The 25,725-nt window shown below is 65.8% G+C and carries 23 protein-coding genes; 9 read left to right on the forward strand and 14 right to left on the reverse strand.

Going from position 1 to position 25,725, the window contains the following annotated elements; all coding sequences use genetic code 11:
- The first annotated feature begins 32 nt into the window (after positions 1-32).
- On the forward strand, positions 33-2,360 hold the full coding sequence (locus tag YQ44_RS15970; protein WP_071324227.1) for an FdhF/YdeP family oxidoreductase: 2,328 nt from the start codon (positions 33-35) through the stop codon (positions 2,358-2,360).
- On the opposite strand, the gene fdhD is transcribed toward YQ44_RS15970, so the two are convergent.
- The 4 genes from fdhD to YQ44_RS15990 form a co-directional block, all read right to left on the reverse strand.
- A complete protein-coding gene (gene fdhD, locus YQ44_RS15975) occupies positions 2,357-3,175 on the reverse strand; it encodes a formate dehydrogenase accessory sulfurtransferase FdhD (protein WP_071326547.1) in 819 nt (272 codons plus the stop codon). The two genes, YQ44_RS15970 and fdhD, sit on opposite strands and share 4 nt — an antisense overlap.
- Positions 3,176-3,265: 90 nt before the next feature.
- Positions 3,266-3,946: a hypothetical protein gene (locus YQ44_RS15980; RefSeq protein WP_071324228.1), complete on the reverse strand. Its 681-nt coding sequence runs from the start codon at positions 3,944-3,946 to the stop codon at positions 3,266-3,268.
- 94 nt (positions 3,947-4,040) lie between these two features.
- Positions 4,041-5,498: a Ppx/GppA phosphatase family protein gene (locus tag YQ44_RS15985; RefSeq protein ID WP_071324229.1), complete on the reverse strand. Its 1,458-nt coding sequence runs from the start codon at positions 5,496-5,498 to the stop codon at positions 4,041-4,043.
- Positions 5,499-5,792: 294 nt separating this feature from the next.
- Complete coding sequence (locus YQ44_RS15990; RefSeq protein WP_071324230.1) at positions 5,793-6,875, reverse strand: calcium:proton antiporter; 1,083 nt, start codon at positions 6,873-6,875, stop codon at positions 5,793-5,795.
- A 283-nt stretch (positions 6,876-7,158) separates the two neighbouring features.
- On the opposite strand from YQ44_RS15990, the gene YQ44_RS15995 reads away from it, so the two are divergent.
- Positions 7,159-7,539: a hypothetical protein gene (locus YQ44_RS15995; RefSeq protein ID WP_071324231.1), complete on the forward strand. Its 381-nt coding sequence runs from the start codon at positions 7,159-7,161 to the stop codon at positions 7,537-7,539.
- Between the two features lie 7 nt (positions 7,540-7,546).
- Here the strand turns inward: YQ44_RS15995 and YQ44_RS16000 are convergent, their stop codons facing one another.
- Positions 7,547-8,698 (reverse strand): GGDEF domain-containing protein, encoded by a 1,152-nt coding sequence (locus YQ44_RS16000; RefSeq protein WP_071324232.1) that lies wholly within the window; start codon positions 8,696-8,698, stop codon positions 7,547-7,549.
- Positions 8,699-8,735: 37 nt separating this feature from the next.
- Positions 8,736-9,011 carry a hypothetical protein gene (locus tag YQ44_RS16005; RefSeq protein WP_071324233.1) on the reverse strand — a complete coding sequence of 92 codons (276 nt, stop codon included), beginning with the start codon at positions 9,009-9,011 and terminating at the stop codon, positions 8,736-8,738.
- A 219-nt stretch (positions 9,012-9,230) separates the two neighbouring features.
- Between YQ44_RS16005 and YQ44_RS16010 the strand changes: the two genes are divergently transcribed.
- Complete coding sequence (locus YQ44_RS16010; RefSeq protein ID WP_071324234.1) at positions 9,231-10,016, forward strand: transferase spermidine synthase; 786 nt, start codon at positions 9,231-9,233, stop codon at positions 10,014-10,016.
- A gap of 152 nt (positions 10,017-10,168) precedes the next feature.
- Positions 10,169-13,048, forward strand: a complete 2,880-nt coding sequence (locus YQ44_RS16015; protein WP_071324235.1) for a bifunctional diguanylate cyclase/phosphodiesterase — start codon at positions 10,169-10,171, stop codon at positions 13,046-13,048.
- Positions 13,049-13,063: 15 nt separating this feature from the next.
- Here the strand turns inward: YQ44_RS16015 and YQ44_RS16020 are convergent, their stop codons facing one another.
- The 5 genes from YQ44_RS16020 to YQ44_RS16040 all read right to left on the reverse strand — a co-directional run bounded on the left by YQ44_RS16020 (position 13,064) and on the right by YQ44_RS16040 (position 17,757).
- Entirely contained in the window at positions 13,064-13,288 is a 225-nt protein-coding gene (locus YQ44_RS16020) for a hypothetical protein (protein WP_156894880.1), read from the reverse strand.
- A gap of 22 nt (positions 13,289-13,310) precedes the next feature.
- The gene (locus YQ44_RS16025; RefSeq protein ID WP_071324237.1) at positions 13,311-14,192 is read right to left on the reverse strand and encodes a LysR family transcriptional regulator; all 882 of its coding nucleotides are present in this window, start codon (positions 14,190-14,192) and stop codon (positions 13,311-13,313) included.
- 80 nt (positions 14,193-14,272) lie between these two features.
- Positions 14,273-14,890: a PAQR family membrane homeostasis protein TrhA gene (trhA, locus tag YQ44_RS16030; protein ID WP_071324238.1), complete on the reverse strand. Its 618-nt coding sequence runs from the start codon at positions 14,888-14,890 to the stop codon at positions 14,273-14,275.
- 133 nt (positions 14,891-15,023) lie between these two features.
- A complete protein-coding gene (locus YQ44_RS16035; protein ID WP_083411894.1) occupies positions 15,024-16,514 on the reverse strand; it encodes an NYN domain-containing protein in 1,491 nt (496 codons plus the stop codon).
- 112 nt (positions 16,515-16,626) lie between these two features.
- The gene (locus tag YQ44_RS16040) at positions 16,627-17,757 is read right to left on the reverse strand and encodes a dienelactone hydrolase family protein (protein WP_232250918.1); all 1,131 of its coding nucleotides are present in this window, start codon (positions 17,755-17,757) and stop codon (positions 16,627-16,629) included.
- A 225-nt stretch (positions 17,758-17,982) separates the two neighbouring features.
- On the opposite strand from YQ44_RS16040, the gene YQ44_RS16045 reads away from it, so the two are divergent.
- Positions 17,983-18,354 (forward strand): flagellar basal body protein, encoded by a 372-nt coding sequence (locus YQ44_RS16045; protein ID WP_071324241.1) that lies wholly within the window; start codon positions 17,983-17,985, stop codon positions 18,352-18,354.
- On the opposite strand, the gene YQ44_RS16050 is transcribed toward YQ44_RS16045, so the two are convergent.
- Positions 18,344-18,979 (reverse strand): TetR/AcrR family transcriptional regulator, encoded by a 636-nt coding sequence (locus YQ44_RS16050; RefSeq protein WP_071324242.1) that lies wholly within the window; start codon positions 18,977-18,979, stop codon positions 18,344-18,346. The two genes, YQ44_RS16045 and YQ44_RS16050, sit on opposite strands and share 11 nt — an antisense overlap.
- Before the next feature lie 140 nt (positions 18,980-19,119).
- Between YQ44_RS16050 and YQ44_RS16055 the strand changes: the two genes are divergently transcribed.
- Genes YQ44_RS16055 through YQ44_RS16065 form a run of 3 tightly spaced genes read left to right on the forward strand, consistent with a single transcriptional unit; the run spans position 19,120 to position 22,001 of the window.
- On the forward strand, positions 19,120-20,181 hold the full coding sequence (locus YQ44_RS16055; protein ID WP_071324243.1) for a sugar phosphate isomerase/epimerase family protein: 1,062 nt from the start codon (positions 19,120-19,122) through the stop codon (positions 20,179-20,181).
- Positions 20,182-20,208: 27 nt separating this feature from the next.
- Complete coding sequence (locus tag YQ44_RS16060) at positions 20,209-21,075, forward strand: alpha/beta fold hydrolase (RefSeq protein WP_071324244.1); 867 nt, start codon at positions 20,209-20,211, stop codon at positions 21,073-21,075.
- Positions 21,072-22,001, forward strand: a complete 930-nt coding sequence (locus YQ44_RS16065; RefSeq protein WP_071324245.1) for an alpha/beta hydrolase — start codon at positions 21,072-21,074, stop codon at positions 21,999-22,001. The genes YQ44_RS16060 and YQ44_RS16065 overlap by 4 nt, the downstream gene beginning before the upstream one ends.
- Positions 22,002-22,054: 53 nt before the next feature.
- On the opposite strand, the gene YQ44_RS16070 is transcribed toward YQ44_RS16065, so the two are convergent.
- Together YQ44_RS16070 and YQ44_RS16075 are read right to left on the reverse strand one after the other, a co-directional pair.
- Positions 22,055-22,591: a molybdopterin-dependent oxidoreductase gene (locus YQ44_RS16070; RefSeq protein WP_071326548.1), complete on the reverse strand. Its 537-nt coding sequence runs from the start codon at positions 22,589-22,591 to the stop codon at positions 22,055-22,057.
- A gap of 30 nt (positions 22,592-22,621) precedes the next feature.
- A complete protein-coding gene (locus YQ44_RS16075) occupies positions 22,622-24,598 on the reverse strand; it encodes a TonB-dependent receptor plug domain-containing protein (protein ID WP_071324246.1) in 1,977 nt (658 codons plus the stop codon).
- A gap of 292 nt (positions 24,599-24,890) precedes the next feature.
- Here YQ44_RS16075 and YQ44_RS16080 point away from each other — a divergent pair, with 292 nt between their 5' ends.
- On the forward strand, positions 24,891-25,715 hold the full coding sequence (locus YQ44_RS16080) for an IclR family transcriptional regulator (protein ID WP_071326549.1): 825 nt from the start codon (positions 24,891-24,893) through the stop codon (positions 25,713-25,715).
- The last annotated feature ends 10 nt before the right edge of the window (positions 25,716-25,725 follow it).

The following is a 25,725-nucleotide window of genomic DNA, read 5'->3' on the forward strand; positions in this document are numbered from 1 at the left end:
TAATTACCACACTCGCCCAGCAGGAAGACACCATGAAAGACGCAGACGCCGCCCCGGAAGCGGCCCCGGAAGCCGCCCACATCACGCCCTACACGAAGCCGGCCGCCGGCTGGGACGCGCTGAAACACGTGGCCATCAGCCTGCGCCAGGAACGCGTGGCGCCCGGCAACCTGAAGGCGCTGCTGGCGCAAAACCAGCCGGACGGCTTCGACTGCCCCGGCTGCGCCTGGCCCGACCGCAACCACGCTTCCACGTTCGCATTTTGCGAAAACGGCGCCAAGGCCGTCGCCGCCGAAGCGACCAGCCGCCGCGCCGGCCCCGAGCTGTTTGCCAGCCATACCGTGACGCAGCTGCTGGCGCAGTCCGACTATGCGCTCGAGCAGCACGGCCGCCTGACGCAGCCGATGGTCTACGACGCCGCCAGCGACCGCTATGTGCCGATCGCCTGGGACGACGCCTTCGCCCTGGTGGGCCGCCACCTGCGCGCCCTGCCCGATCCGAACCAGGCCGCCTTCTACACGTCGGGGCGCGCCAGCAACGAGGCGGCCTTCCTGTACCAGCTGATGGCGCGCCTGTACGGCACCAACAACTTCCCCGACTGCTCGAACATGTGCCACGAGGCGACCAGCCGCGGCTTGCCGGCCACCGTGGGCATCGGCAAGGGCACGGTGACCCTGGACGACTTCGACCTGGCCGACACCATCCTCATCTTCGGCCAGAACCCCGCCACCAACCATCCGCGCATGCTGGCCGAACTACGCGGCTGCGCGCGGCGCGGCGGCAGCATCGTTTCCATCAATCCCCTGCGCGAGCGCGGGCTCGAACGCTTCATGGACCCGCAAAGCGCGCTGGAAATGGCGACCCTGGGCAGCACGCGCCTGGCCGGCCTGTTCGTGCAGCCGACCCTGGGCGGCGACTTCGCCCTGATCAAGGCCGTCGCCAAGCGCGTGCTCGAACGCGACGACGCGGCGCTGGCGGCCGGCGCGCACGCCATCATCGATCACGAGTTCATCGCGGAGCACTGCAGCGGCTTTGCCGCCTTTGCCGACGACCTGCGCGCAGAGAACTGGCAACTGCTCGTGGCGGAATCGGGCGTGGCGCGCGCGCAGATCGAGGCGCTGACGGACATCTTCGTCAACGGCCAGCGCATCATCGCCACCTGGGGCATGGGCTTGACGCAGCACAAGCACAGCGTGGCAGCCATCCGCATGCTGTCGAACCTGATGATGCTGCGCGGCCAGGTCGGCAAGCCGGGCGCCGGGCTGTGTCCCGTGCGCGGCCACTCCAACGTGCAGGGCGACCGCACGGTGGGCATCGAGGAAAAGCCGAGCGCTGCATTCCTCGACCGCCTGGGCCAGGTCTATGGCTTTGCGCCGCCGCGCGCACACGGCCACGACGTGGTGGCCACCATCGAAGCGATGCAGCGCGGCGACGTCAAGGTGTTCATCGCCCTGGGCGGCAATTTCGCCGCCGCCTCGCCCGATACGCCCGTCACCTGCGCCGCCCTGCGCAACTGCGCGCTGACGGTGCAGGTGGCCACCAAGCTCAATCGCAGCCACCTGGTGATCGGCCGTGCCGCGCTGCTGCTGCCCACGCTGGGACGCACGGAGATCGACCTGCAGGGCGGCGTAGCGCAGGGCGTGACGGTAGAAGACTCGATGAGCATGGTGCATATCTCGTATGGCCGCAACGCGCCCGCCGCGCCGCAGCTGCTGTCGGAAGTGGCCATCGTGGCCGGCATGGCCGAAGCGACGGTGGGCAACGGCCTGGTCGACTGGCGCGCGTATGCGGCCGACTATGCGCGCATCCGCGACGACATCGAAAAGGTCTTCGACGACTTTTACGACTACAACGCCAGGGTGGCGCAGCCGGGCGGCTTTCATTTGACGGTGGCGTCGCGCCAGCGCGTGTGGAAGACGGCCAGCGGCAAGGCCAGCTTCCTCGTCGCGCCGCTGGACCTCGACACGCCGCTGCACCGCGCCCGCAAGCGCCATGGCGAGCGCCTGATGGTCCTGATGAGCACGCGCTCGCACGACCAGTACAACACCACCATCTACGGCATGGACGACCGCTACCGGGGCGTGTACGGCACGCGCCGGGTGGTCTTCGCGAATCCGGACGATATCGCCATGCTGGGCTTTGCCGATGGCGACCTGGTGGACCTGCTCGGCGCCTGGGATGACGGCGTGGCGCGCCGCGCCGACGGCTTCCGGCTGGTCGCCTATGACATCCCGCGCGGCTGCCTGGGCGCCTATTATCCGGAGACGAACGCGCTGGTGCCGCTGGCCAGCACGGCCGACGGCGCCGGCACGCCGACGTCGAAGTCCGTGCCCGTGCTGCTGCAGCGCAGTGCCGCCTAAATGCTGATACCGGGCGTGTAGTCGACGTACGCATCCTGGCGGCAGAAGCCCACCAGCTTCATGCCGGCCTGGGTGGCGATGGAAATGGCCAGCGAGCTGGGAGCGGAGATCGTCGCCAGCAGCGGAATCTGCATGCGCGCCGCCTTGCGCGCCAGCTCGTAACTGCCGCGGCTCGACAGGAAGACGAAGCCGCGCCGCAGGTCGACATCGTGCAGCGCGAGATGGCCGATCAGCTTGTCCAGGCCATTGTGGCGGCCGATATCCTCGAACACGTGCACGATGGCGCCGTCGGGCGCGCACCAGGCGGCCGCATGCACGCCGCCCGTGGCCAGCATCAGCGCCTGGTGCTCGCGCAGGCCGGCCGACGCGCGCGCCAGCGCGGCGGGCAGGTCGACGTGGATCAGGGCCGGCGGCAGCGCTTGCGGCTGCAAGTCGAGCATCTCGATGCTGTCGATGCCGCACACGCCGCAGCCGCTGCGGCCCGTCAGCGCGCGGCGGCGGTCCTTCAGGCGCACGAAATCCTCCTGGGCGATGGTCAGCGCCACCTCGGCCGAGTCAGGACGCAGGAACACTTCGCAGTCGAAGATGGCGCCGGCGGAGGCGACCACGCCTTCCGTCAGCGCGAAGCCATACGCAAACGCTTCCAGGTCGCGCGGGGTGGCCATCATGACGACGTGGGAAATGCCGTTGAAGACCAGCGCGACGGGAATTTCCTCGGCGACGTGGTCGATGGCGGCAGTGGATTCGCCGCCGCGGTGGCGGACGATGGCGCGCTCGACGAAGCCGGCGCGTTCGATCTCTGTATCTTCTGACATGGCAACCATGGGGGAACTATCACAGGCCCCATGGTAAACCAGAATGGCGCAAGCGGCATGGGAAGCCGCCCGGCCTCCCGCCCGCCGCCATCAATCCTTCTTCGGGCGGCCCGTTTTCAGCTGCGGCAAGCCGGCCAGCACGTTTTGCAGGGTCGCCAGGTCGATCTGGCTGATCAGCGCCACGCCGATGCGCAGCAATTCGCTTTTCTTGATCTCGAAACCGGCCTTCAGGCAGGCTTTCTTGACCTGACCCAGGACTTCATATTCCGCTTCCGGCATGGTGAAGCTGTCGCGCACCAGCTTCGGCTTGCGGGCCTTTTCCTTGACGGCGACAACCTTGGCGGCCGGCGCTTTTTTCACGGCGGCAGGCTTGGCGGCGGCTTTCGCTGCCGGCTTGGCGACGGCCTTGGCCGCTGGCTTGGCGGCCGGCTTGGCAGCGGCTTTGGCCAGCGGCTTCGCGACCGCCTTGGCAGCCGGCTTGGCTACGGCTTTCACCTGCACCTTGGCGGCCGGTTTGGCGGCCGGCTTGGCTGCAGCCTTGGCGACAGGCTTGGCAACAACGGCCTTGGCCGCTGGCGCCTTGGCCACGACAGGTTTGGCGGCAACAGGCTTGACCGCTGCCGGTTTCGCTGCCGCTGGCTTGGCAGCCGGCTTCGCGACAGGCTTGGCCGCCGGTGCTGCCTTGGCGGCTGCGGCGTTGATCGAGGCGCTGGTGGGGAACATCGAGACGGGCGCGCTGTCGGCTTTTTTGGCTGGAACGGGTTTGGTCATGGGTTTTCCAATCTAATAAATAATATAAACAATATATACTGTTTTTCAAAACCTTGCTTGCTGCACATCAAGTTGCGCCAATATTATCCCCTCCTCACGCGCTTGCGCGTATCGTGAAATCGACCCCGACTTCGTCCCAGAACTCCTGCTCCTTCTCGATCCAGAACGAGACGGTGGGATGGTGCGCCACCCAGCCGCGCTTGATGTCGAGTTCGATGCGGCTCTTCATGCGCAGGCGCAGTTCGCTGAAATCGGCCTCGATACGCGCATGCATGAGCAGGATCGACAGACGCAGCGCCAGCACGGCCTTGGCGAAATCGGGATCGGACAGCACTTCGCCGATCTTGCGCAAATTGCCCTTCTGCGCCAGGATCAGGCGGCTCATGGTCTTCTGCTCGCGCGTCGTAAAGCCGGGCAAATCCGCATTTTCAACGATATACGCCGCGTGCTTGTGATAGCCCGTCTGCGACACGGCCAGGCCCACCTCGTGCAGCAGGCTGCTCCAGCGCAGGCATTTCACCAGGGCTTCGGATGTGGGCTTGAGCTGTGCATACATGGCCAGCGCCTGCTGCGCCACCTTGCCGGCGCGCTGCTGGTCGATATGGAATTTGTCCATGCAGCCCTGCACCGACTGCTCGCGCCGGTCGCGCTTGGTGGAGCGCAGGTACAAGTCCCACATCACGCCCATGCGCAAGCCCGCCTCGATCGGCGTCATGGCGGGAATATCGAGTTCGCGGAACAGGCCGATCAGGATGGCCAGGCCGCCGACGATGGTGCTGGCGCGGTCGGGCCGCAGGCCGGGCATGTCGATCCGGCTCGTGTGACCGAGTTCGATGAAGCGGCGCGCCAGCGCATCGAGGCTGGCGCCCGTGAGCAAGCCGTCGCCCAGCTTGTTGCGGGCGATAATGTCGGCGATCGTGCGGATGGTGCCGGACGAACCGTAGGCCGTCGTCCAGTGCTGCGGGCGGTATGGCGGCGCGGCATCCTCGAAATGGCTGCGCGCCGACAGGATCGCCGCCTCGAACGACGGCGCGTCGATGCGCCCGCCGATGAAGAACGACAGGCTTTGCTTGACCGTGCCCAGGCTGAACGACTCCACGCGCTCGATATCGTGGCCACGCCCGAGTATCAATTCGGTGGAGCCGCCGCCGATATCCATCACCAGCCGGCGCTCGCCGGGAACAGCCAGCGAATTGGCCACGCCCATGTAGATCAATCGCCCCTCTTCCTCGCCCGAGATGATTTCGATCGGGTAGCCGATGGCTTGTTCGGCCAGCGGCAGGAAGACGGCGCCATTGCGTGCCACGCGCATGGCCGACGTGGCCACCACGCGCACGGCTTCCAGCTCAAAACCGGCCAGGATGGCGCGGAAACGCTGCAGGCAGGCCAGCGCCGCCTGCATGGCCGCCTCGGTCAGGTCGCCATTGGCGTCCAGACCCGCGGCCAGGCGTATCGGATCGCGCACGCTCTTGACCACGCGTATCGTGTCGCCATCATGCTTGCCGACGTGTAAACGAAAACTGTTGGACCCCAGGTCCACCGCTGCATACATACTGGCCTCTTGTCTTGTCATTGCTGCACCAACCGCGAAAAAGTTGGCAAACTCAGTTGCTAAACTATATAAATCATTTAAACGATTTAAAAATCCTACCACACTACCCCCATCGTATGACAGCGGCATGACAGGATTGTGACAGGAAGTCGCGTAGTAGTAACATTTAAGAACGCCTGACAAAACCGTAGCGAGCGGAAGGAAGTTGTGGTTAACAAGCGTAACTGTACGAAGAAGGTACAGTGAGCATCGCAGACCACAAATTCCGACGCGCAGTAGGTTTTGACAGGTGTTCTACGGTACGATGGTCGTGAACAGGTAGACCGCGAAAATCACCAGGTGCACCGTGCCCTGCATGACCGTGGTGCGACCCGTGCCCAGCGACAGCGTGGCCACCATCAGCGACAGCAGCAGCAGCACTGTCGATTTGATATCGAGTCCCAGCGTGATCGTCAGGCCCGTGGCCAGCGACACGACGACAACGGCGGGAATCGTCAGGCCGATGCTGGCCAGCGCGGAGCCGAGCGCCAGGTTCAAGCTCGTTTGCAGGCGGTTCGCGCGCGCGGCGCGCACGGCGGCCAGGCCTTCGGGCAGTAGCACGATGGCGGCGATGACGATGCCGACCAGGGTTTTCGGCGCGCCCATGGCGGCAATCGCCGTTTCCAGCGCCGGCGCCAGCGACTTGGCCAGCAACACCACGGCGCCCAGGCACACCAGCAGCGCGCCGGCGCTGATCCAGGCCACGGCCGGCGTCGGCGGCGCGGCGTGCACCTCCTCGTCGCCCACGGCTTCCTTGGGCAGGAAGTAATCGCGGTGGCGCACCGTCTGCACCAGCACGAAGGTGCCGTACAGGACCAGCGAGATCACGGCGATGAAGATCAGCTGGCTGGAGTTGTAATACGGGCCGGCGGCGCTCGACGTGTAGTTCGGCAGCACCAGCGTCAGAATGGCGATGGCCGCCAGCGTGGCCAGCGAGGCGCTCACGCCCAGCAGGCCGAAGGTCTGCTCCTTGTGCCGTCCGGCGCCCAGCAGCAGGCAGATGCCGACGATGCCGTTCAGGATGATCATGATGGCGGCAAACACCGTGTCGCGCGCCAGGCCCGTCGTTTCCGGCCCGCCCGCCAGCATCAGCGAGACGATCAGCGCCACCTCGATCAGGGTCACGGCCAGCGCCAGCACCAGCGTGCCATACGGTTCGCCGATGCGGTGCGCCACCACTTCCGCGTGGTACACGGCGGCCAGCACGCTGCCGATCAGGCCGGCGACCAGCAGAATCTGGTAGGCGCCGCCAAAGTTGAACGTGGAGCCGAACAGGAACAGCCAGCCGGCAATCGGCGCGGCAAGGGGCCATACAGGCAGGGATTTAAGAATTTTCATTATGGGCCTGACAAGAGTAAAAAAGGGGAACTGCGGCGCGGACGGCAAAGGCAAGCAAGCGTGCGCCCCACAGCATAACTTGCTTAGCTTAAATGAAAGTTAGGGAATGCACACGTCTTGCATGCTGGCGCCCCGCCCCTCGGCCATCTTGCTGCGGCGCACCTGCTCGCTACCAGTAACTATAGTCCCTTTGGTAACATGCAGTTTCAATTTTCTTGTCTTTTTGCTTCTTCATGCCGTCATACTAGCGGGACGCCTTCCCGGCATAGCTTAAGGAGAGACCATGATTTCAGTATGCAGCACAGCCACGCGCGCGGCGTTGCTCGTCTTCGCAGGCGGCTTGCTCTGCGCCGCCGCTCAGGCAAGCACGCAGGCGCCACGCGCGGACGCCAGCACGGGCACGCCGCCGGCGCGCCTTGACGTTGATGCGGACTGGGCCACGCCGCCCGCGCCCGCCGCCCTGCCAAAGCGGGTGGACCTCGACAGCCTGCCGCCCGCGCCACCGGTGTCGCCACGCGAAGAAAAGATACTGCCCAGGAGCGAGTGGCTGAACGTGGAGCCGATGAAGGCGCCTGACCGGCGCTGCGATCCCGGCCTCGACGCCCTGTTCCTGAGCAAGGAATGCGGCAAGGACCCCAGCTGGCTGGGCTCGCACAAGAAGTAAGGCTGGCCTACGCGTCCAGCGTGCTGGCGCCCTGCGCCTCGACGACCCTGTTGCGGCCGGTCCGCTTGGCCGCCTGCAGCGCTTCGTCGGCGCGCTGGAACAGGCTGACGGTGCTGTCCTCGGCGCGGATGGTGGTCACGCCCAGGCTGGCTGTCAGCTGCAGCACGGCGCGCTCCGTCTTCACGGGCAGCGCCTCGACGGCGGCGCGGATGCGCTCGGCCACCATCAGCGCATCGGCCAGGTTGGTGCGCGGCAGCTGGATGGCGAATTCGGCGCCGCCCAGGCGACCCATCAGGTCGCTGTCGCGCAACTGCTGGCGGCACGTGTCGACGATGGCCTTCAGCACGGCGTCGCCCACCGGATGGCCGTAGCTGTCGTTGACGCGCTTGAAATGGTCGATATTGAGCACCACCAGCGCCGTCGGCAAGCCGGGCCGGCGCGCCAGCGCCATCCACGGTGCCAGCGCCTGGTAAAAACCGCGCCGGTTCGGCACGCCCGTGGCCGTGTCCAGCACTTCCAGCCGCGCCAGCTCGCCGCCCAGCTTTTCGCGCGACAGCAGCAGGTAGCCGAAGGCATTCGTCAGCATCATCAGGTACAGCGCGCCGAAGCCAGCCAGCTGCATCAGTTCCGCGTCAAAATCGGGCACGGCCGCCGCCAGCACGCCGCGCGCGGCGATCAGCAGCGACAGGATGCCCATGCTGGCGACGAGGAAGCGGCGCAGCATGCTCGCTTCGCGCCATTTCAGGCACAGGGCGGCCACGCCGGCCAGGAAGAAGCCGGCGACGATCAGCGAACCGCCGGCGCTGCGCAACAGCGGCGCCACGTCGAACAGGTAGCAGGCGGCAAACAGCGCGACCGACACGCCCAGCGCGGGCAGCACGTAGCGGCGCCAGCCGCTGCGCCCGGCCGCCTGCCACAGGGCGCCCGCGTCGAGCGCCATGCCGGCGAACAGCAGGCTGTTGCCCAGCAAGATGGAGAGGAAATCGGGCAGCACGCCGCGGAAGTACAGCAGGCACCAGGCCACGGCCTGGCACTGCTTGGCCACCGCCCAGGTGGACATGCTGAGCGACTTCTTGCGCTCGTACTCGAAGAAGAACAGGGCCGCGCACAGGCTCAGGTTGCCGAGTGCCAGGGCCAGTACCAGGGTCTTGATATCCATGGGCTAGGCGGGCGCCGCGGCGACGCGGCGCATCAGGTCAGATTTCGTGTTCGACATTGGTGCTGCCGTCGCCGACCTTGCTGGCCCAGGCCTGCACGAAGTACTGCTTTTCCGCGTCGCTGGGCGCCTCATGCCAGAAGACGATAAGGGTGCCCTTGTGATCGTGGATCTGCGCCACTTTTTCGATAAAGACGAAATTGTCGGCCTGGTCGGCCAGCGCCGCCGCGTAGCCATACACGCGCGTCAGCCGCTCGATGCGGTCCGGCTCCGTAAAACTGTTCGTCGCCGTAATGATGGGGTGATCCAAAAACATGCTTGTCTCCATGGTGCCCGACCGCGCGGCCCTGCCGCTGCGCGCCGTATACTGCCTTGCGCTGCCTGCCATCCCGCGCGCAAAAAGACGGGCGGCCAGCCCGCCGCCGCTGCACGCGGACGCTGTGTGCGGATTAATCGGGTATGCTCATGGGAGCTTATCAGATTTCTCTGAATGCAACAAAACATCGAGCCCAAGTTTACTCAGCGAAGTCGTCCTATGTCGGAAAGCAAATTCACCACGCTGCGCGCCCCGCAAGTGCATACCTGCGGCGACCGGCGCCGCCTGGAATTCGAGCCCGGCATGATCCAGAGCGAAATGCTGCTGTCGCGCCCCGACCACCTGCTGCTGCGCTATGCGCGCGCCATGATGTGCTTTACCCTGTTCGTGCCGCGCCCGCGGCATATCCTGATGGTGGGCCTGGGCGGCGGTTCGCTGCTGAAGTTCTGCCACCGCCACCTGCCGCACGCGCGCATCACCGTGCTGGAACTGCGCGCCGACGTGATCGCCCTGCGCGAGCAGTTCATGCTGCCGCCCGACGACGCGCGCCTGCGCATCATCGAGACGGACGCCGTCAGCTACATCCGCCAGCATCCGGGCTGCGCCGACGTGCTGCTGCTCGACGGCTACGACGAGACGGGCTTGCCGCCGGCCCTGGGCAGCGCGCGCTTTTATGCGGACTGCCTGCGTGCCCTGCTGCCCGGCGGCGTGCTGGTGGCCAACCTGTTCAGCTATGACCGCCAGTATCCGGCCATGCTGGAGCGCCTGATGCTGACCTTCCGCGGCGCCGTCTGCAGCTTCGATGGCATCGCCGGCAACAACCGCATCATCTTCGCGGCCAGGCCGGACAAGCTCGGGGCCGGCCGCGCCCTGCGCGTCGTGCGCCTGGCGCGCTGGCGGCGCGCCTGCGGCATGGGCTTCCTGAACCGGCTGCTGCCGGCATGGCAGCTGTGGCGCCTGCGCCGGCAAGCGGACGCAGGCACGGGTGCAGGCAGCGACCGATAGTCGTCTTCCCCGGTCATAGATTTTGTTGCTTATTAGCAGTAATTTGGTGCAAAATCAGCATGATGGATGTGGTTTATGACAAACTACGGCCTGCGCGGGCCGGCCCGCGCAGGCCGAACAATTGTCACCATGAAGTGAAATAGGAATCCCCCATGTTGCGTGGCCGCCTGCCATTCTCGATTTCCGCCGCGGCCGCACTGACCTTTGCCTGCGGCGCCAGCGTGACGGCCGTGCTGTTCGCCGCCATCAGCCAGCTCGAATACGACAAGATGAGCCTGAGCCTGCAACAGCGCGCCGGCGCGCGCGTGGCCGCCATCGAACAGGGACTCGACGACGCGGTGGAAGTGCTGACCACCACCAACCAGCTGTTTGCCGCCATCGTGCCCGTCACGCGCGAACAGTTCCACGACTTCACCACGCCGCTGCTGCAGCGCCACCCGTTCATCCAGGCCTTCAATTTCCACCGCTTCGTGCCGCACGCGCAGCGCGCCGAATTCGAGGCCGGCCTGCGGCGCATCGTGCCCGACTACGCGATGACGGAAATGCGCAATGGCGCCGTCGTGCCGGCCGCCGCGCATGCCAGCTACCTGATGGTCGACTACCTGGAACCGCTGGAAGGCAACCGTCCCGCCTTCGGCCTGAACGTGCGCCCGGACGGCTTGCTGGCCGGCGCGCTGGAACAGGCCATCATCAGCGGCCAGACCACGGCCACCGGCCTGCTGGCCCTGGCGCAGGGGCCGCAGCGCGGCTTCGTCATCCTGCGCCCCGTGTACCGCCATGGCATGCCGCTGCAAACCATACAGCAGCGGCGCGCGGCGCTGATCGGCGATACGGCGGCCGTCATCCGCGGCAGCGAACTGGTACAGAAAATCCTCGCCGGCGCCGACCTGCTGAGCGATCCGCAGCTGGAAATCAGCGTCTATGCGGACGCGGGCGCCGACCCGCGGCACATCATCTTCCGGCATGGCAAGGACACCACCGACCAGCCGGCCAGCGCCTGGGAATCGCTGCCACGCTGGCTGCAATTCGCCTACCACAACGGTTATGACAGCGCCTTTGCCGCCGCCGGCCGGCCCTGGCATGTGCGCGTGGTAGCCCATCCGCGTCCTTTCCTGGCCGACCACCTGGGTTCCCTGTTCACCCTGCTTACGGGATTGCTGTTCAGCGTGCTGACGACCGCCTTCGTGCAAACGCTGACGCAGCGCTCGCGCCGCGTGCAACTGCTGGTCGAGCAGCGCACCGCCGACCTCAAGCGCAGCAATGAACTGCTGAGCGCCGACGTGCGGGCGCGCCAGCGTACCGAGCGGGCGCTGCAGGAAAGCGAAAAGCGCTTCCGCCGCCTGCTGGCCCTGTCCTCGGACTGGTACTGGGAGCAGGATGCCCATTTCTGCTTCACCCACATCACCAGCGGCTTCACGGACAAGTCGAACATGCCGCTGGAACGCTTCATCGGCATGACGCGCTGGGACAACAACCCGGAGATGCGCAATTCGCGCTGGGGCAAGCAGCATATCGCCAACCTGGAAGCCCACCTGCCCTTCTTCAACCTCGAATATGCGATGAACGACCGCGATGGCCAGCTGCGCTGGTTCAGCATCAACGGCGAACCGCTGTTCAATGAGCTGGGCGAATTTCGCGGCTACCGGGGCACGGGCTCGGAAATCACGGAACGCAAGCTGGCCGAGCAGCAAATCCAGCATATCGCCCACCACGACGTGCTCACGGGCCTGCCCAACCGCGCCCTGCTGCGCGACCGCCTGGCGCAAGCCATGGCCCTGTCGCGCCGCAAAAACCGCGCGCTGTGGGTGCTGTTAATCGACCTCGACCGATTCAAGTTCGTCAACGACAGCCTGGGCCACAAGGCCGGCGACCTGCTGCTGAAAACCATCGCCGCGCGCCTGCAGGCCAGCCTGCGCGAAAGCGATACCGTGGCGCGCCTGTCCGGCGATGAATTCGTCACCATCCTGTGCGAGCAGGCCGACGAAACCCTCAGCAGCGCCATCGTGCAGCGCGTGATGGATGCCGTGGCGCAGCCGGTCATGCTCGACGGCAAGGAGTTTTTCGTCACCTGCAGCATCGGCGTGGCCGTCTACGACATGTCGCGCTACGACATGCCCGGCGACGTGACCTTGAATGGCGAGACGCAGAACCTGATCGAACAGGCCGACATCGCCATGTACTGCGCCAAAAAGCAGGGCCGCAACAACATCAAGTTCTACACGCCGGCCATGAACCAGGCCACGCTGGAGCGCCTGCGCATCGAGACGGCGCTGCGCAACGCCCTCGAACGCGAGCAGTTCGTGCTGCATTACCAGCCGCAGCTGGACCTGGCCAGCGGCCGCATCGTCGGCCTCGAAGCGCTGCTGCGCTGGCAGCATCCGGACCTGGGCATGGTGGCGCCGCAGCGCTTCATCGCGCTGGCCGAGGATACGGGCCTGATCGTGCCGATCGGCGCCTGGGTCATGCGCCAGGCGTGCACGCAGATGCAGGCCTGGCATGCGGCGGGACTGGGCCGGCTGCGCCTGGCAGTGAACCTGTCGGCGCGCCAGTTCAACGAGCCGAACCTGGTGGCCTCGATCGCCGACGTGCTGGCCGAGACGGGCCTGGCGCCGGCCTGCCTGGAACTGGAGCTGACGGAAAGCCTGTTCATGCACGACGTGGCGCTGGCCGTCAGCCAGCTGCACGACATGAAGGCGCTGGGAGTGCAGCTGTCGATCGACGATTTCGGCACCGGCTACTCGAGCTTTGCCTACCTGCGCACCTTCCCCATCGACGTGCTGAAGATCGACCGCAGCTTCGTCAACGACGTCGCCAGCGACGCCGACGACGCGGCCATCGTCGTCTCCATCATCGCCCTGGCGCACAACCTGAAGCTGCGCGTGGTGGCCGAAGGCGTGGAGACGGCCGAACAGCTCGACTACCTGCGCCGCCACGGCTGCGACGAGGCGCAAGGCTTTTATTTCAGCCATCCGCTGCCGGCGCACGAGGTGGAAGCGCTGCTGCGGGCGGAAGAAGCGGCCGTCGCGCCCTAGCCAGCGGCGCCAGGACTACGCTGCCGGCAGCCTGGCGATGATGTCGAGTTCCTGCCATTCCCCGTCCAGGCCCGCTTGCGCCAGGAACGAGGCCACATCCGTGGCGCGCGCCGCATCGATGTGCCGGTCCGCATGCGGCCACAGCAGATCGCACTCCGTGCAGACGATGACTTCCTGCCCTGTTTTCCGGACCCTTGCGCGTACCAGGTCGCCATACGCGTCGCAGGTCGGACACTGCATGCCGTTCTCCTTCATGGCCGGGCTACAGCTTTTGCTGCAGGAATTCGAGGAAGCAGCTGATGCGCTGCGCCAGCTGCGTATTGCGGTAGTACACGGCGTGGATCTGCTGCCGGTAGCCCGTGTAGTACGGCTGCAGCACCTGCACCAGGCGGCCGGCGGCGATATCGTCCTTCGTCATGAAGTCGGACAGGCATACGATGCCCTGGTCGTGCAGGGCCAGCTGGCGCAGGGTCTCGCCGCTGGACGCGGCCAGCGCGGGCACGATCTGCAGGCTGTTGCCGGCCGCGTGGCGCAGCGGCCAGTTGTTGCCCAGCTCGTACTGGGCAAAGCCCAGCAGCGCATGGCCGGCCAGCTCTTCCGGCGTGGCCGGCGTGCCGTGGCGCGCCAGGTAGGCCGGCGTGGCCAGCACGTGCAGGGGGCTGGCACTGAGCGGACGCGCATGCAGGGTCGAGTCGACCAGGGCGCCGATGCGGATGGCGATATCGGTGCGGTGCTCGAGCAGGTCGGCGATCTGGTCGTTGCTGGTCAGTTCCAGGCGGATGTCCGGGTACATGGCGCGAAATTCGGCCACGTGCGGCACCACGCAATGCAGCATGAAAGGCGAGGCGGCGTCCACGGACAGGCGGCCGGCCGGTTTCTGGCGGCGGATGCGGATCGACTCTTCCACGTCTTCCATCGAGGCGAGGATGGCGCGCGCCTTTTCCAGGAACAGCTGGCCCTCTTCCGTCAGCTCCATGCGCCGCGTGGTGCGCGTCAGCAGCGACGTCGCCAGCTTGTCTTCCAGTCGGGACAGGGCGCGGCTGACGCCCGAGGTGGTTTGTCCAAGGTGCACGGCGGCCGCGCTCAGGGTGCCGCTGTCGATGACGGTGACGAAGATTTTCAGATCGTCGGAATTGATATCCATTCTAGCCTTATTATTGCCTGCATTTCACATATTCCGCCATTATAATGGAATTATGGCAACAGTGAAGGCGGCGGCCAACGTCAGGCTACGTAGAATAAAATGGCGATAAAATGGCAGCTGCTGCCGGCCAGCACGAACAGGTGCCAGATGCCGTGGCCATGGCGCAGCTTGTGGTCGGTGGCGTAGAAGGCGATGCCGCCCGTGTAGCACAGGCCGCCCGCCACCAGCCACAGGAAACCGTCCCATTCCAGCGCGGCCAGCAAGGGCTTGATGCCGATGACGATCAGCCAGCCCATCGCCACGTAAATCACCAGCGAGAGGATGCGCGCGCCCCTGGCATACACATATTCCTGCACGATGCCGATCAGCGCCAGCCCCCACACGACGCCGAACAGCGACCAGCCCCACGGCCCGCGCAGGGTGACCAGCATGAACGGCGTGTAGGTGCCCGCGATGAGCAGGTAAATGGCGCAATGGTCGAGCCGCTGCAGCACGGCCTTGGCCTTGCCGCGCACGCTGTGGTACAGGGTGGAGGTGAGGTAGAGGGTCAGCAGCATGGCCGCATACACGCTGCAGCTGACGATTTTCCACGGGTCGCCCGTGCGGGCCGCCACGACGATCAGGATGACGCCGCCGATGGCCGCCAGCGCGGCGCCCACCGTATGGGAAATGCTGTTGAAACGTTCACCGTAATACATGCACCACCGCCCGCCCCGTTGAAAACAGGCTCATCGTACACGCTTGGGGACCAGGTGAAGCAACTTCACCCAATAGAAATGCCGGGGTCGGCCCCTGAGGGTCCGCCCCCGGTACCTGCTTTGGGGGTGTCAATCAAGCCGCTTCCGCCTTCTTGCGCGCCGGACGGCGCGCCGGCGTCTTGCGCGGCGCCTTGGCCGGCTTGTCTTCGGCCACGGGCGCGATTTCCACCGGTGCCGCTTCGACAAGCACTGGCGCTGCCTCGACCACGGCGTCTACCGCCTTCTTGGCAGGCTTTTTCGCCGCTGCCGCCTTGCGGGCCGGCGTGCGCGGCTTGGCCTTCGGCTTCGCTTCGGCTACCGCTTCCACGACCAGCTCAGGCTCAGGCACTGGCGCAGGCACGGCTTCCGGCACGGGCGCTGCCTCGACAACGTCGGCGCGCGCTTCGCGGGCGCCATCGCCATTCTTGCGGCCGCCACGGCCATTGCGGCGCGCACCGCGCTTGGCATTGCCTTCGTCGGCCGCCGCTTCGACTGCAGCTTCGGCCACTTCATGCACCACGTCCGGCTGCGGCGCCGGCGCATACTGTTCCACGACGACCGCTTCGGCGTCGGCCACGGGCACGAAGGCCTGTGGCGCGGCTTCGCCGCGGCGATGTTCGTTCTGCTTGCGGCCGCCACGGCCATTGCGGCGCGAATCGCGGCGGCTGCCGCCCTCGCGGCTGCCCTCTTCCGTCACGGCCGTCTCGCCGGCGACGGCGGCGTCGCTGCCCGTCTCCGCGCTGAGCGGCGCCGCTACCGGCACCAGGCCGCTGCTGCGGTAGACATAGGCGCCCGATTTCTCGTCGCGGCCGAACTCCAGCAAGCCGCGCGTCTGCGCTTCTTCCAGCAGGTTGCCGAAGGTGCGGAAGCCGTAATACGACTCGCTGAAGTCGGGTTTGCGGCGCTTGATCGCCTCTTTCAGCATCGAGGCCCAGATCTTGCCGCTGTCGCCGCGCTCGGAGACGAGCGCGTCGAAGGTCTCGACGGCCATCTCGATCGCTTCCGTCTTGCGCGACTCGTATTTTTCCTTGCGGCGCACTTCCTCGTCCGGCGAGCGCTTGGCGGCCGGCGTTTCGCGCGCGTCGCGCTTGGCGGCCGTGCGGCGGCTTTCGCGCACCAGGTCGTCGTAGAAAATGAATTCGTCGCAGTTGGCCACCAGCAGGTCGGAAGTCGACTGCTTGACGCCCACGCCGATCACCTGCTTGGCGTTTTCGCGCAGCTTCGACACCAGCGGCGAAAAATCGGAATCGCCGCTGATGATGACGAAGGTGTTGACGTGGGCCTTGGTGTAGCACAGGTCCAGCGCATCGACCACCAGGCGGATGTCGGCCGAATTCTTGCCGGACTGGCGCACATGGGGAATTTCGATCAGCTCGAAGTTCGCTTCGTGCATGGTGCCCTTGAAGCTTTTATAGCGGTCCCAGTCGCAATACGCCTTCTTGACGACGATGCTACCCTTGAGCAACAAGCGTTCCAGGATCGGTTTGATATCGAATTTTTCGTAATTTGCATCTCGCACGCCGAGCGCGACGTTCTCGAAGTCGCAAAACACGGCCATGCTGAGGTTTTCTGGGGATGACGCCATAAGGGTGAATTCTCGCTTGATGATAAGGGCGGACGGGAAGCGCAACGCCTCCCTTTTCGCCTAGTATATTCGCCCGCCGCCCGTTTCGGCGACAACTATCGTGCGCGCCCGCCTATTCCGCGCCGCCGGCGGCGCCCGCGCCACTACGGTTTCCCGTCCAGACGACGCTTTCATCGACCGAATACAGCTGGCACGGCGCACTGCTGCGCTGCTGGCACGACGCCAGCGCGCGCACATCGGGACTTTCGCCCTCCGCCGCCCAGCCCCAGGCACCGCTGGCAGAGACGGCAAAGGCGCGCGGCGCCGTGTTGTCGAGGAAGTCGCGGTAGGCGGCGCGGCCCGGCGCGGCCAGGTAGGGCACGGCGGCGATATCATCGAACGGCGCGAAATGCGTCTCGCAAGGCGGCGGCGGATCGGCCACGGCGTACACCTGCCGCACCGGCATGCCGATCTTTTGCAGGAAGCGCAGGGTGGCCGGCAGCCACACGGCCACGCCATCGCGGCTGCCCAGGGTCAGGTGGGCATCGCGCTTGAACGGCCCATACGCGACCAGTTCCCCCTTGCCGCCCGAACCGCGATACGAGTTGAACAGGCGCCGCGCCAGCGCCGGCCCGAAATAGGAGTCATTCGCGCCGTACAGCCACAGGCTGGGAATGCGGCTGTAGGCGCCCAGCGTGGCAAAGGCCCTGGCAAGCGCCGAAGGCCAGTCGCAGCCGGGCGCATCGACGCGCAGGCCGCCGGCAAAATTGAGTACGCCGCGCACGCCGGGCAGCGCCCGCGTCGCCAGCGCCAGCGCCGCCATGCCGCCATACGACTGGCCGGCCACGACGATGCGCGCGGGGTCGACCCAGCTCTGGCGGCGCGCATAGGCCAGCGCGTCGAGCGCGTCGAGCGCCTGGCCCTGGGCATTGGCCAGCATGTCGCAGTCGGCATCGCGGTACGCACCCGTGGACTGCGCATACCCGGCGCGCATGGGCAGCATGACGGCATAGCCGCGGCGCACGAATTCCGTGGCCATGTAAATGAAGCGCTCGCGCTGCTGCAGCCGCGCCGGCCCCGCGGACTTGCCATGATTCATCAGCAACAGGGGAAACGGGCCGGGACCGGACGGGCGGAACAGCGTCGTTTGCAGCGCCTCGCGCCTGCCGTCGCCGGCCGGCACCAGGATGACCTGCTCGTTCAAGCGGGCGTCGAGCGGCAATGGCAGTGTGGAAGCCTGGGCGTGCAGGGACAGGCAAGACAAGCCGAGCAGCAAACTCGGGAGCAAGTGGCGGACAGGGCGGGAAATGACGCACTCCATGGATGACTACCCGGCCAGTCTAGGCAGCGCCATGCCACAGAACAAGATCAAAAAGTTACGTCAGATAACTATTTTTCGCCGGAATCAACCCGCCGGCGAATTGTTGCCTTGCGCCAACCATTTTTACCCGATACGGGAGTAAACTGGCGGTATTCTGAAGGAGTCGCCATGTCCATATCCGCCCTCACCACCGGCACCTCGGGGCTGACCGCCAACCAGCGCGCGCTGGACGTGGCCGCCCATAATGTCGCGAATGCGAATACGCCAGGCTTCCAGCCGCAGGAAGCCCGCTTCCAGGAAGCCAGCCCGGCCGGCACGGGCGTCACCCTCTCCGTCGAGGGGCGCAAGCTGGCCGCCGGCGAAAGCGTCAGCGGCGCCAATGCCAACGCGGCCAAGGCTGCGGAAAGCCGGCCGAACGGCGTCGGCCTGGCGTCCGAACTGACGGATAACCTCGTCTACAAGGCCGGCTTCAATCTATCGGCGAATGTCGTCAAGGCGGCCGACCAGGCGCTGGGCAGCCTGATCGACGTCAAGACGTAGATACTGCGACTATCGGCAAGATAGTCTGGTTTTTCATTTCCAGCGCCAGCGGCGCCATGGCCGGCGCAATCAGCGCCAGCAGGCGCTCGGCGGGAATGCCGTCGCGCGCCTGCACCGACAAGCCATGCAGCAGCGCCGCATAATAATCGCCCAGCGCCTGCACGTCCGCCTCCTCTTTCAATTCCCCCGCCAGCTGCGCCGCGCGCAAGCGAGCGATGACGGCTTGCGTGCGCGCGCGGCGGTGCTGCGCCAGCCAGTCGGCGATGCCGGCGTTGTCCGCGCTGGTGTTGGTGGCGGCCGTCACCACCATGCAGCCTTGCGGCTGGCCGCTGCGCGTATATAGCAGCACCGCTTCTTCCAGCATGCGCGCCACCGCGTCGCGCACGTTCAGGCTGGCGGCCAGGGCGTGCACGGCAAACGCGCCCTCGCCTGTTTCATACAGTTCCACGGCTTCGCGGAACAGCTGCTCCTTCGAGCCGAACGCCGCATAGATGCGCGCCGAGGCGATGCCCAGCGCCGCCACCAGGTCGGCCATCGACACGCCTTCGTAACCGCGCGTCCAGAACGCGTCGCGCGCTTTTTCCAGCGCCAGCGCGCGGTCAAATTCCCTCGGTCTTCCTGCCATCTTGATCCTCTGCTTGCGAAGTGGCGGCCAGTATAACGCCTGGGGCGCGTACCGCGTTCCCGATTTATTTTGCATGACGGCCTTGACCGCGCGGAAAATTTCGCCTATTCTTTGTCGATCGACAAACAATAGGAGCCGATATGAAAACCATCCAAGGACCAAGCCTGCACCTGGCACAATTCGCCGCCGATACGGCGCCCTTCAACACCCTGCCCGCCATCGCCGAGTGGGCGGCCGGCATGGGCTTCAAGGCCCTGCAGATTCCCGCCTGGGATGCGCGCCTGTTCGACGTGGCGCAGGCCGCCCACAGCCAGCAATACTGCGACGACCTCGTTGCCATGCTGGCCAGCCATGGCCTCGTCATCAGCGAACTGACGACGCACATCCTCGGCCAGCTGGTGGCCGTGCACCCGGCCTACGACGCGCTGTGCGACAGCTTTGCGCCGGCACACCTGCACGGCAAGCCGGCAGCGCGCACCGAGTGGGCCATCGAACAGGTCAAGCTGGCGGCCATGGCCTCGAAGCGCCTGGGCCTGACGGACATGGGCACGTTTTCCGGATCGTTCGCCTGGCCCTACCTGTTCCCGTTCCCGCAGCGCCCGCCCGGCCTGATCGAGGCGGCCTTCGACGAGCTGGCGCGCCGCTGGCTGCCCATCCTCGACGTGTGCGAGGAACAGGGCATCAACCTGTGCTACGAAATCCACCCGAGCGAAGACCTGCATGACGGCATCAGTTTCGAGATGTTTTACGAGCGCGTGGGCCGCCACCCGCGCTGCAAGATGCTGTTCGACCCGAGCCACTTCGTGCTGCAGCAGCTGAACTACCTGGAATTCATCGATATCTACAAGGACCACATCCGCATGTTCCATGTGAAGGATGCGGAATTCAATCCGACAGGACGGCAAGGCATCTACGGCGGCTACCAGTCGTGGGAAAACCGCGCCGGGCGCTTCCGTTCGCTGGGCGACGGCCAGGTCGACTTCAAGGCCATTTTCTCGAAGATGGCGCAGAACGACTACGCGGGCTGGGCCACGCTGGAATGGGAATGCTGCCTGAAGGACCAGGAAGTGGGCGCGCGTGAGGGCGTGGCCTTCATCAACGCCCACATCATTCCCGTGACCGACAAGATCTTCGACGACTTCGCCGGCGCCCCCGTCAGCGCGCAACAGATCAATACCCTGCTGGGCATCCAGCACAACTAATCAACTGAATAAATACAAGGACTTGCCATGCATCAGAATGACAACAGCTACACCCACGACTACGTGCGCATCGACGGCCAGCGCCTGCATTGCGTCATCGCCGGCGAAGGAAAACCCGTGCTGCTGATCCCCGGCTGGCCGCAGACCTGGTACGCCTGGCGCCACGTGATGGCGGCCCTGGCGGCCCAGGGCTACCAGGCGATCGCCATCGACCCGCCAGGCAGCGGCCACTCCGACCGCCCGGCCGGCGGCTACGACACGGGCGCCGTGGCGGCCACCCTGCACCGCGCCATGCTGGCCCTGGGCCATGCCCAGTACGACGTGGTCGGCCACGACATCGGCATGTGGGTCGGCTATGCGCTGGCCAGCGATTTCCCGCAGGCCGTGACAAAACTGGCGCTGACGGAAGCCGTGATTCCCGGCCTGGCGCCGGCGCCGCCCATCTTCGTGGCGCCGTCCGACAACATCTTCCTGTGGCACTTCATGTTCAACCAGGTGCTGGACTTGCCGGAGATGCTCACGGCCGGCAAGGAGCGCGAATACATCCGCTTCATCCTGGACCGCTGGTCATACCGCCGCGACAAGGTGGCCGTCGACGTGTATGCGGACGCCTACGCCACGCCAGGCGCGCTGCGCTCCGGCTTCGCCTACTACCGGGCGATCCCGGAAACCATCCGGCAAAACCTGGTCCGGGCGAAAACGAGCCTGTCCATGCCCGTGCTGGCCATCGGCGCCGACCACGCCACCAACGACGCGCCGCTGCTGACCATGCAGGGCAAGGCAAAAATTCTGCAAGGCGCCATCGTCGCCGAGTGCGGCCACTTCATCATGGAAGAACAACCGGAAGCGTTCATCGCCCACCTGCTGCCCTTCCTGGCCGGAGAGCCTGCATGAGCCTCGATCCACGCATAGCGGCCTTCCTGGCGCAGGCGAACGGTGCGCCGCAGCCCGCCTCGCTGGCGGACCTGCGGGCGGCCACGGAAACGGGCTTGCGCCAGCTGCACGGACCGCTGGAAGAGGTGGCGTCCGTCAAGGACTACATCGTGCCCGGCGAACACGCACTGGCCGTGCGCGCCTACGTGCCTGCCGGCGCGGACACAGGCAAGCCCCTGCCGGCCATCGTCTTCGCGCATGGCGGCGGCTGGTGTCTGTGCTCGCTGGAGCTGTACGACAATCCGTGCCGCGCGCTGGCCAATGCCACCGGCTGCGTGATCTTTTCCGTCGATTACCGGCTGGCGCCCGAGCACAAGTTCCCCGTGCCGCTCGATGACTTTTACCGTGCCCTGTGCTGGGTGGCGGACAAGGCGCAGGCGCTGGGCATCGACGCGAAGCGGCTGGCCGTGGGCGGCGACAGCGCGGGCGGCAATCTGGCGGCGGCCGCCGCCCTGATGGCGCGCGACCAGGCCGGACCTGCCCTGGCGCACCAGCTGCTGCTGTACCCGGCGCTCGACTTCGCCTTCGACACGGCCTCGTACCAGCGCTATGCGGAAGGCCATTCGCTGACACGGGACGCCATGCGCTTCTGCTGGTCGGCCTACCTGAACGTCCCGGCCGAAGGCACGAACCCATATGCGGCGCCGCTGCGGGCTGGCTCGCTGAAGGACTTGCCGCCGGCGACCGTGCTGGTATGCGAATACGACCCGCTGCATGACGAGGGCGAGACGTATGCGCGGCGCTTGCGCGATGACGGCGTGGCAGCCGCGTGCGTGCAGCTCGACGGCATGATCCATGCGTCCATCCACATGCTGGGCTTGACGCCGGCGGCGCGGGGATTGTTCGATGTAGCGGGCCCGGCCATGCGAACGGCGCTGGCGGCATAAAAAAAGGCGCCGTGGACAGCTCCACGGCGCGTTTTTTCTCCACCAGGTGGACATCACTCCACCAGCTTGCGCACCTCGATGCCGTTCAGCCATTTCACGTGGCGGGGCCCCGTACGGATGTCTTGCGCAGAAATCAGGGCGATCTCGCCATCATTGTCGTCGAGGGCCTTGCCGTTTTTCTCGTAATAGACGATGACGCCCTCGCCGGCCGGCGCGTTATACAGCTCGCCCCACGAGAACACCACCGCGTAGCCATCGGTGGCCGTGGCGATGATGGCAAGCTTCTTGACGTCGTTGTGGCCGGGCGCATCGAGCACGGCCTTGTCGAGGATATCGCGCAGGCGCACGCCACGATAGCCGGTGATGGTTTCGGCCTTCTCGCCATTGTGGCGCGTGACGGCGATTTCACCGCCATTGGCCGGCGGCAGCTGGCGCAGGTCCCCCACCTTCAGGTTCAATGGCATTTCCACCATGCCCGTCACGGCCAGCGCGTGGCTCATATTGTCGCGCGCTGGCGCCGGGTCCGCCCACGCGGGCGCCGCCGCCAGCAGCGCCGCCGAAGTGCAGGCAGCGAGTATTTTCTTCAACATGCCGTATCCTTTCATGGAACATTCAAAACATCAGAACTGGACCTGCGCATTGGCCAGCCACGTACGTCCCGCGCTGGGAAAACCGTCGGACAGCGCGTAATTGCGGTCGCCCAGGTTCGCCACGCCCGCTTCCAGGCTCAAGGCCGGCATGGGGCGGTACACGGCCTTCAGGTTGACGGTGGTAAAACCGCCGAGTTCGAGGGTGTTCGAGACCCAGCGGCCGCTGTTTGATTCAGCGATCGCCACCACGTCGACCTGGCGCGCCGCGTGCAGCACGGCGTGCGCCGTCAGCTTGTGGCGCGGCACGTCCGTCAGGCGGATGGCGCGATCGCTGACGTTCTTCATGTCCGTGTACGTGTAGTTGCCGCCGAAGTCCAGCCAGGCGCCGGCGCGGCCGCGCAAGCCCAGTTCCACGCCGCTGATATGCGCCCTGCCCGCGTTCTGCATCTGCGCGCGCACGCCCGCCACATTCGCCACGCTCTGGATCTTGTCCTTCACGTCGCTGTAGAACAGGGCGGCGTCAAACGCCAGCCCGCGCACGCTTGCCTGGTAGCCCAGCTCATAGTTCAGCGCTTCTTCCGCGCGCAAGGCCGGGTTTTCGATATATGTGCCCAGGCGTTGCGAGTAGCGGTCCTTCAGGGTCGGCAGGCGCGACTTGCGCGCCACCGTGGCGTACACCTTCGCCTCGGGACTCATGTTGTGGAACAGGCCCGCCTGCAGGTCGGTCGCCGCCTGATTGCCCGGCAAGGTGTAGGCATTGCCGGCGCTGTAGACCGTATCGGGGCGCAGCTCGTTGCGCGACACACCCAGCGACAGTGCCGTCGCCGCATTCAGGGCGATGCTGTCTTCCGCGCCCAGGGTCCACAGGGCATCCTTGTACCAGGTGGTGCGCACGCCCTTGCCATCGCGTTCCTGGTGCTCGTCCGCCTTGTAGCTGGCGACAAAGCGCAGGCTGTGCGCGGCCAGGCGGAACGATTCGAGTTCCACCGCGCCGCCATTCGTGCGGTCATTGTAGATGCTGCGCCCGCCGCTGACGCTGCCCTGGCCGCTGGTCTTCAGCGTCGTGTAGCTGCCGTTCGTGTACGAGGTGATCTCATTGTCGTAGCTGTCGTGGTACAGGCGCAATTTGAGGCGTTCGGCGTCGCCCAGGCGCGTCTGCGACACGAAATACACGCTTTCCTTGTTCCAGTACGGCCATTGCCAGTAGCGCGCGCCGACGGGGTTGGTCGATGGCGGCTGGCCCTTTTCGCCATGCTGCTTGTAGTAGCTGAGCGCATATTCGTCGCCCGCCTGCGCGCCGCCCGGCGTCAGCCCCACCTTGAACGACAGTTTATGATCCTTGCGGTAGGAATTGTTGCGCGTGCCGCCGTCTTCCGTGGCCGTGGGGCGGAAATCGGACGACATGGGAAAGCCGTCGCTGTCGATATACGACACGCCGGCCTGCAGATACCACAGGCCCTGGTTGGTGCCGACGTTGGCCGACATCTGGCGCTCGCTGCCCGAGCCAAAACCGATGGAGGCATCGCCCTCCATCCGGGCCGTGGGCTTGCGCGACACCAGGTTGATGGCGCCGCCCAGGGTGTTGGCGCCATACGCCACGGAGCTGTAACCCTTGGCCACCTGGATGGCGGCCAGGTCGCTGGTCGTGAAGCGGTTGAAATCGACGTAGCCGTCGTACGGCACGTAGACGGGAATGCCGTCGATGTACAGCGGCACCTGGCGCGCGTCGAAGCCGCGGATGGCGACGGTTTTCTCGTTGCGCGAATTGGTCGACACCGACACGCCCGACAGCAGGTTCAAGGCATCGCCCACGTTGTCGCGGTTAAAGCGGCGCATCTCGGCGCGGCTCACCTGCGATCCCACCTGCTGTGCGCTGAGTTCATCGCGCTGGCCCACCACCGTCACCGTGCCCAGCACGAATGGCGCCGCCGCCTCGTCCTTGCCCGCCGCTTGCTGCGCCTGCGCCTGCGCCACCTGTGCCAGCGCCAGCGCTACGGCACCCGTCATTAGCTGTTTCAACATCGTTTATTCTTCCATCTTTTCGTTATATATCGTCTTATATAGCGATATGCAAAAAAGCAGCCGCCCACAGGCAGCCGTCATCCCACAGCGCAATATACAGACGTATATAGCGATCCTCAAGCGACAAGGCGGAAAACCCCTGCGCAGGTCAATTTTTCCCGCAATTTTCATGCAGCGCAGCATTTCGCTGTGCGAACGAATGTTTCACAAAACGATTGACACGTCCGATTCGACTAGGCAAACTGGTTTCCAGGGAGCCTGAAAAATGACCGCAAACATGAGCAATACGCCAGCCGCAACGGATCCGGAACTCATCGTCTTCAGCGACGACGAGGAAGGCAAGGACCGCCAGTTCGTCAACGCGCTGGCGCGGGGCCTGGAAGTGCTGCGCTGCTTCCGCCCCGGCGAAGTGTTCCTGTCGAACGCGGACATGGCCAAGCGCACGGCCATCCCGAAACCGACGATCTCGCGCCTGACCTACACGCTCACCAAGCTGGGCTACCTCAATTACTCGGACAGTCTGGGCAAGTACCAGCTGGGCGCCGGCGTGCTGGCCCTCGGCTACCGCATGCTGTCGAACCTCGACGTGCGCAAGATGGCGCGTCCGCTGATGGAAGAACTGGCCGAACATGCGCAAGCCTCCGTTTCGCTGGGCACGCGCGACCGCCTGAGCATGGTGTATGTGGAAACCTGCCGCAGCAGCGCCAACGTCACCCTGCGCCTCGATGTCGGTTCACGCATTCCGCTGATGACGACCGCCATGGGCAAGGCGCTGCTGTGCATCCTGCCGCAGGCCGAACGCGACTACCTGATGGACCACGCCAGGGCGCACGAGACGGAACGCTGGCCGCGCATCAAGGCAGGCATCGAACAGGGCTTCAAGGATTACCAGGACCGGGGCTTTTGCATCTCGGCCGGCGAATGGCAGAACGACGTGCACGCCGTGGGCGTGCCCATGCTGGGCGCCGACGGCGAACAGGTGATGGCCTTCAATTGCGGCGGCCCCGCCTTCCTGCTGTCGCGCGAAAAACTCGAATCCGACCTGGGACCGCGCCTGGCGGCCCTCGTCAAAACAGTGGAAAAAAACCTGGGCCGCGGTTAGACTGCGCGCC

The sequence above is a fragment of the Janthinobacterium sp. 1_2014MBL_MicDiv genome, assembly GCF_001865675.1.
In the GTDB taxonomy this organism is placed as follows: Bacteria; Pseudomonadota; Gammaproteobacteria; order Burkholderiales; family Burkholderiaceae_D; genus Janthinobacterium.

Bases quoted from the DNA above. Each gene is read 5' to 3' on its own strand.
- YQ44_RS16060 (WP_071324244.1), top strand. From the start codon at position 20,209: ATGCATCAGAATGACAACAGCTACACCCACGACTACGTGCGCATCGAC.
- trhA (WP_071324238.1), bottom strand. From the start codon at position 14,890: ATGTATTACGGTGAACGTTTCAACAGCATTTCCCATACGGTGGGCGCC.
- fdhD (WP_071326547.1), bottom strand. From the start codon at position 3,175: ATGTCAGAAGATACAGAGATCGAACGCGCCGGCTTCGTCGAGCGCGCC.
- YQ44_RS16020 (WP_156894880.1), bottom strand. From the start codon at position 13,288: ATGCAGTGTCCGACCTGCGACGCGTATGGCGACCTGGTACGCGCAAGG.
- YQ44_RS15990 (WP_071324230.1), bottom strand. From the start codon at position 6,875: ATGAAAATTCTTAAATCCCTGCCTGTATGGCCCCTTGCCGCGCCGATT.
- YQ44_RS16045 (WP_071324241.1), top strand. From the start codon at position 17,983: ATGTCCATATCCGCCCTCACCACCGGCACCTCGGGGCTGACCGCCAAC.
- YQ44_RS16035 (WP_083411894.1), bottom strand. From the start codon at position 16,514: ATGGCGTCATCCCCAGAAAACCTCAGCATGGCCGTGTTTTGCGACTTC.
- YQ44_RS16025 (WP_071324237.1), bottom strand. From the start codon at position 14,192: ATGGATATCAATTCCGACGATCTGAAAATCTTCGTCACCGTCATCGAC.
- YQ44_RS16000 (WP_071324232.1), bottom strand. From the start codon at position 8,698: ATGGATATCAAGACCCTGGTACTGGCCCTGGCACTCGGCAACCTGAGC.
- YQ44_RS16050 (WP_071324242.1), bottom strand. From the start codon at position 18,979: ATGGCAGGAAGACCGAGGGAATTTGACCGCGCGCTGGCGCTGGAAAAA.
- YQ44_RS16005 (WP_071324233.1), bottom strand. From the start codon at position 9,011: ATGTTTTTGGATCACCCCATCATTACGGCGACGAACAGTTTTACGGAG.
- YQ44_RS16075 (WP_071324246.1), bottom strand. From the start codon at position 24,598: ATGACGGGTGCCGTAGCGCTGGCGCTGGCACAGGTGGCGCAGGCGCAG.
- YQ44_RS16015 (WP_071324235.1), top strand. From the start codon at position 10,169: ATGTTGCGTGGCCGCCTGCCATTCTCGATTTCCGCCGCGGCCGCACTG.
- YQ44_RS16010 (WP_071324234.1), top strand. From the start codon at position 9,231: ATGTCGGAAAGCAAATTCACCACGCTGCGCGCCCCGCAAGTGCATACC.
- YQ44_RS16065 (WP_071324245.1), top strand. From the start codon at position 21,072: ATGAGCCTCGATCCACGCATAGCGGCCTTCCTGGCGCAGGCGAACGGT.
- YQ44_RS16070 (WP_071326548.1), bottom strand. From the start codon at position 22,591: ATGTTGAAGAAAATACTCGCTGCCTGCACTTCGGCGGCGCTGCTGGCG.
- YQ44_RS15970 (WP_071324227.1), top strand. From the start codon at position 33: ATGAAAGACGCAGACGCCGCCCCGGAAGCGGCCCCGGAAGCCGCCCAC.
- YQ44_RS15980 (WP_071324228.1), bottom strand. From the start codon at position 3,946: ATGACCAAACCCGTTCCAGCCAAAAAAGCCGACAGCGCGCCCGTCTCG.
- YQ44_RS16080 (WP_071326549.1), top strand. From the start codon at position 24,891: ATGAGCAATACGCCAGCCGCAACGGATCCGGAACTCATCGTCTTCAGC.
- YQ44_RS15985 (WP_071324229.1), bottom strand. From the start codon at position 5,498: ATGTATGCAGCGGTGGACCTGGGGTCCAACAGTTTTCGTTTACACGTC.
- YQ44_RS16055 (WP_071324243.1), top strand. From the start codon at position 19,120: ATGAAAACCATCCAAGGACCAAGCCTGCACCTGGCACAATTCGCCGCC.
- YQ44_RS15995 (WP_071324231.1), top strand. From the start codon at position 7,159: ATGATTTCAGTATGCAGCACAGCCACGCGCGCGGCGTTGCTCGTCTTC.